Origin of the sequence: Mesorhizobium sp., from assembly GCF_004962925.1 — a bacterium.
GTDB lineage: Bacteria > Pseudomonadota > Alphaproteobacteria > Rhizobiales > Rhizobiaceae > Mesorhizobium.
Genome location: NZ_SUEO01000314.1, coordinates 1 through 5,126, shown reverse-complemented (window position 1 = coordinate 5,126; position 5,126 = coordinate 1). Strand labels below are relative to the sequence as shown.

2 protein-coding genes are annotated in these 5,126 nt (G+C 63.7%); one reads left to right on the top strand and one right to left on the bottom strand.

The genetic code is table 11. The annotated features are described in order from the left end of the window. The first annotated feature begins 171 nt into the window (after window positions 1-171). Window positions 172-2,493 carry a PAS domain-containing sensor histidine kinase gene (locus E5W87_RS33660; RefSeq protein ID WP_292407736.1) on the top strand — a complete coding sequence of 774 codons (2,322 nt, stop codon included), beginning with the start codon at window positions 172-174 and terminating at the stop codon, window positions 2,491-2,493. A gap of 95 nt (window positions 2,494-2,588) precedes the next feature. Here E5W87_RS33660 and E5W87_RS33655 read toward each other — a convergent pair. Next, window positions 2,589-5,126 (bottom strand): bifunctional [glutamine synthetase] adenylyltransferase/[glutamine synthetase]-adenylyl-L-tyrosine phosphorylase (locus E5W87_RS33655; RefSeq protein ID WP_292407733.1); only part of this gene is annotated, 2,538 nt, incomplete at its 5' end.

Below are 5,126 nucleotides of genomic sequence, written 5' to 3'. Positions count from 1 at the left end.
CCCCTCAAGGGGGAGGGATATCGGCGGCTTTAGCCATTATTTTAGTCGATTTTTAATCTTTTTTCGCTGCGCCTCTGGACAAGGCGAATCACCTTTGATTCTTTAGCTGAAGATTCGGAAGTGCGGCGTCGCCGGATCGTCAAGCAGATTCAAAATCGGGGAGAGCCATTTATGGCGAAGGCGGACGCGTGGGGCGCGCCCGGAGGGACGGCTTTTCAGCGGCGTGAGGCGAGAAGCAATGGTCTCGCCGGCAACGCGCGGCTCATCGCCGAACCCGCCTACCGACGGCTCCTGGCAGCCGAGCCATTGTTGCGCCGATCGATACCGGCCCTGATCGTCATTTTCCTGCTCGTCATCGCGGCGCTGCGGTTCCTATCGCTGATGAACGAGCGCGACGACGTGGAACGCGACGCCAAGGCGATCCTCTCGCTCGCGGCGGGCCAACTGGCCAGTTCGATTAGCGTCGATGCTAAGATGGCGCCTGGCGCGACGCAGGACCTGTTGGAGGGCATTAGCCGTCAAGGTGCGATGGGCCGAAGCCACGTGCTTGCGGTCACCGACGGCGCTCTCAAGATCATTGCCGTGACACCGCAATCGACGCGCTGGGAGGGGCGACCGCTCGACGGCATCGTCCAGGGCGGTCAACCGCTGTTCATGTTCGGCGACCGCGCCGGCGTCATGGAGGTCAGCATCGGCGGTCAGGACTGGTATGCGGCTGTGAGCCTGGCAAGTGACGGAAAAGGCGCTGCCGCAGCACTCGTTCCGCAGGAAGCGGTCTTCGACACGTGGCGCAAGACCGTTTCGCTCAACGTCACCCTCTTCGTGCTGACAGCCGGCGTGCTGATCATCATCCTCTACGCCTATTTCGGCCAGGCAGCGCGCGCCCAGGCCGCCGACCGCATCTATCTCGAAGCGCACCAGCGCATCGACATGGCGCTGGTGCGCGGCCGATGCGGCCTGTGGGACTGGGACATGGTGCGCGGCAAGATGTACTGGTCGCGCTCGATGTATGACATGCTCGGCTATGAGCCCTGCGACACGATGCTGTCGTTCGGCGAGGTCGACGAGATCATCCATCCCGAGGACGGCGACCTGTTCGAGCTTGCCAACAGGATCGTCGCACGCGAGATCGATCACATCGACCAGGTGTTCCGGATGCGCCATGCCGACGGACAATGGGTGTGGATGCGCGCAAGGGCGCAGGTGATCGACCCGGAAGCGCCGGAGATCCAGCTGATCGGCATCGCCGTCGACGTCACCGAGCAGCGGCACCTGGCGCTGCGCTCCGAGGCCGCGGATCTTCGCCTGCGAACGGCCATCGAAAACATCAACGAATCCTTCGTGCTCTGGGATTCCGCCCAGCGTCTGATCATGTGCAATTCCAAGTACCAGCAGGATAATGGTCTGTCGGATCGCGACGTGATGCCGGGTGCCTCGCGCGCCGTTCTGGAGGAACGCATGCTTTCCTTCGCTTCGGAGCGCCGGCTTGCCAACACCAACGGGCAGCAAGGCGGCGTGACCTTCGAGCGGCAGCTTGCCGATGGCCGCTGGCTGCAGGTGAACGAGCTGCGGACCAGGGACGGCGGCACCGTCTCGGTCGGCTCCGACATCACCCAGATCAAGCTGCACCAGGAGAAGCTGGTCGACAGCGAGCGCCGGCTGATGGCGACGATCCACGACCTCAGCCTTGCCCGCCGTGCGGAGGAAGAACGGTCGCGCGAGCTGGTCGAGCTCAATCGCAAATACATGAAGGAAACCGAGCGCGCCGAGGCCGCGAACCGGGCCAAATCCGAATTCCTGGCCAACATGTCGCATGAATTGCGCACGCCGCTCAACGCAATCATCGGCTTCTCGGAGCTGATGGAACAGGCGTTGTTCGGGCCCTTGGGTTCGCCGCGCTACGAGGAATATGCCACCGACATCAACGGCAGCGGCAAATATCTTCTGGGCGTCATCAACGACATCCTCGACATGTCGAAGATCGAGGCCGGCCAGTTCTCGATGGATCAGGAGGAAATCGACCTCTGCCCGCTGATGAGGGAAACGGTGCGCGTCATCTCGCTGCAGGCGGCGGAAAAGTCGATCACCGTCGAAACTCGCATCCCCGATTCACTGACGCTGTTCGCCGACCGCCGGGCGATCAAACAGATCGTGATCAACCTCCTGTCGAATGCGGTGAAATTCACCGGCCAGGGCGGCCGCATTGCGGTAAGGGCCCGCAATACATCCAGCGCTCTGGTCCTGACGATCGAAGACAATGGCTGCGGCATCCCGAAGGAGGCGCTGAGCAAGCTTGGGCGGCCGTTCGAACAGGTGCAGAACCAGTTTTCTAAGAGCCATGCCGGTTCCGGCCTTGGCCTAGCCATCTCACGCTCGTTGGCCGAGCTTCAGGGCGGCGCCTTGAAAATCCGCTCCACCGAAGGCACCGGCACGATCGTGTCGGTGCGGATTCCGCTCAAGAAGTCGATGCAGCCGGCCAGGGCCGCCGCCTGACCCTCAGTTGTCGTGAAGCGGTTGGAACTTTCGGGAACGCCGGAGGGACAGCGCCCCCAATGTTCTCGCCGAAACAGCCGTTTGACGTTGCAACGTCATGGTCGTTTCGCACGAAGCAGAAGGTCGAAATCCTTTCTGACCTTTTGCGACGTCTCCTTGAGCTGCGCTTCCAGCACACCGAAATCCGGCAGGTCGGTGACCGCCAGAAGCAGATCCGAAAGCCCCGGCGGAACGTCGTCCCGTTCGAATACGCCGGTGAGGCAGAGCCGTATCATCTGGGTCAGCGCCAGATGGAGTGCATAGGCATCGCAAAGCTCCTGCCTGACTTGCGCCTCAGCGAAATCCGGCGCCAGCCTCGACAGGACTTCCGCTGTCCCGGTGACCCGGCGGCCGGGTTCAACCTTTCCCATGATCACCGCCACCTGCGCGATGAACTCGAGGTCGATGAGACCGCCCGGGATCAGCTTTATGTCCCAGAGATCGCGCGGCGGCTTCTCTTTCTCGATCATCGCGCGCATCTCGGACGCCTCGGCCATGACCTTGGCGCTGTCGCGCGGCAAGGCAAGCACTGCCGCCACCTCGGCCTCGACCTCGGTGCACAGCGCTTCATCGCCACCGATCGCGCGAGCCCTGGACAGCGCCATGTGCTCCCATGTCCAGGCGTCCTTGCGCTGGTACTTCTTGAAGGCATCGACATGGGTCGCCACCGGCCCCTTGTTGCCGGAAGGCCGCAGGCGAAGATCAAGCTCGTAGAGAACGCCCTCGGCGGTCGGCGCGGACACGGCTGATATCAGCCGCTGCGTCATCCTGGAGTAATAGTGGGATGGGGCGAGCGGCTTGTCGCCATCCGATTCTTCGGCATCGGTGTCGTGATCATAGAGCAGGATGAGATCGACGTCGGAGCCGGCTGTCAGTTCGCGGCTGCCGAGCTTGCCCATGCCGAGCAGCGCAACGGTGCCACCGGCAATGCGGCCGTGGCGCAGCGCGAACTCGGCGATGACCGCCTGCAGCGCCGCGTCGATGGTGAGATCGGCAAGATCGGAAAAGGCACGACCGGCGCGGGCCGGGTCGATCGAGCCGGCAAGCAGCCTGACACCGATCAGGAATTTTTGCTCGGACGCAAAGATGCGCAAGCGGTCGAGCACGTCCTCATAGGCCCTATCGCCTTCGAGGAAGGCGGCGAGACGGCCTGACAGATAGGCGCGGTCCGGCAGTTCGGTCAAAAGGGCCGGATCCAGCAGGCCATCGAACACGTGCGGCCGGCGCGTGATGATGGCGGCCAGGCGGGGGGCCGCGCCCATGATCGTCGCCAGCAGCTTGAGCAGCGCGGGATTGGACTGGAGCAGCGAGAAGAGCTGGATGCCGGCGGGCAGGCCGGCAAGGAACTCGTCGAAGCGTATCAACGCCTCGTCCGCCCGGCGCGTCTGGCCGAAGGACTGCAGCAGCGCCGGTGTCAGTTCGGTCAGCCGCTCGCGCGCCTCGGCCGACTGGGTGACGCGATAGCGGCCGAAATGCCAGCCGCGGATGACGCGGCAGATGTCGCTCGCCCGCTGGAATCCCAATCTCTGCAAGGTCTGCAACGTATCAGGATCATCGACATCGCCGGTAAAGACCAGATTGCCGATGCCCGCCGAAAGTTCGGGCGCGGTTTCGAAAAGTGCTGCGTAGTGGCGTTCGACCTGATGGAGTGCGGCTCGGAACGTCTCGGCAAAGGCGGCCGCATCGGCAAAGCCGAGCATGAGGGCTATGCGTTCAAGCCCTTCGTCATCTTCCGGCAGTATATGCGCCTGCTCGTCGGCGACCATCTGGACGGCATGCTCGACGCGGCGCAGGAACCAGTATTGCCGGGCGAGCGCGTCGCGCGCATCGACGGTGATCCAGCCGCGTGCCGCAAGCTGGCCAAGCATCGGCACGGTTTCGCGGCCGCGCAGCTCGGGAAAGCGGCCGCCGGCGATAAGCTGCTGGGTCTGGACGAAAAATTCGATCTCGCGAATGCCGCCGCGCCCGAGCTTGACGTTGTGGCCCTTCACGGCGATCTCGCCATGGCCCTTGTGGGCGTGGATCTGACGCTTGATCGAATGGACGTCGGCAATCGCTGCGTAGTCCATGTATTTGCGCCAGATGTAGGGCTGAAGGTCTTTCATGAACGCAGCACCGGCGGCGAGATCGCCGGCCACCGGACGCGCCTTGATCATGGCGGCGCGCTCCCAGTTCTGGCCGCGCGCCTCGTAGTAGCGCAGTGCCGCCTCGACCGGGATCGCCAACGGCGTCGAACCGGGATCGGGACGAAGCCTGAGGTCGGTGCGGAATACATAACCGTGTTCCGTGCGGTCCTGGAGGATGCGGACCAGCCGGCGTGTCAGGCGCGAAAACAGCTCCGTCGCGTCGAGCGGATCGACGACGGCAGGCGCTTGCGGGTCGAAGAAAACGACGAGGTCGATATCGGAGGAGAAGTTCAGCTCATGCGCGCCAAGCTTGCCCATGCCGAGCAGGATCCAGCCTGATTGGCGCGCCGGATCCTCGGGGTCCGGCAGTTTGAGCTTGCCTTGTCCGTGCGCGTCGCGAAGCAGAAAGTCGACAGCAGCGCGAGTGCAGGCGTCGGCAAGACCGCTCAGCCGCCGTACCGTGACGGC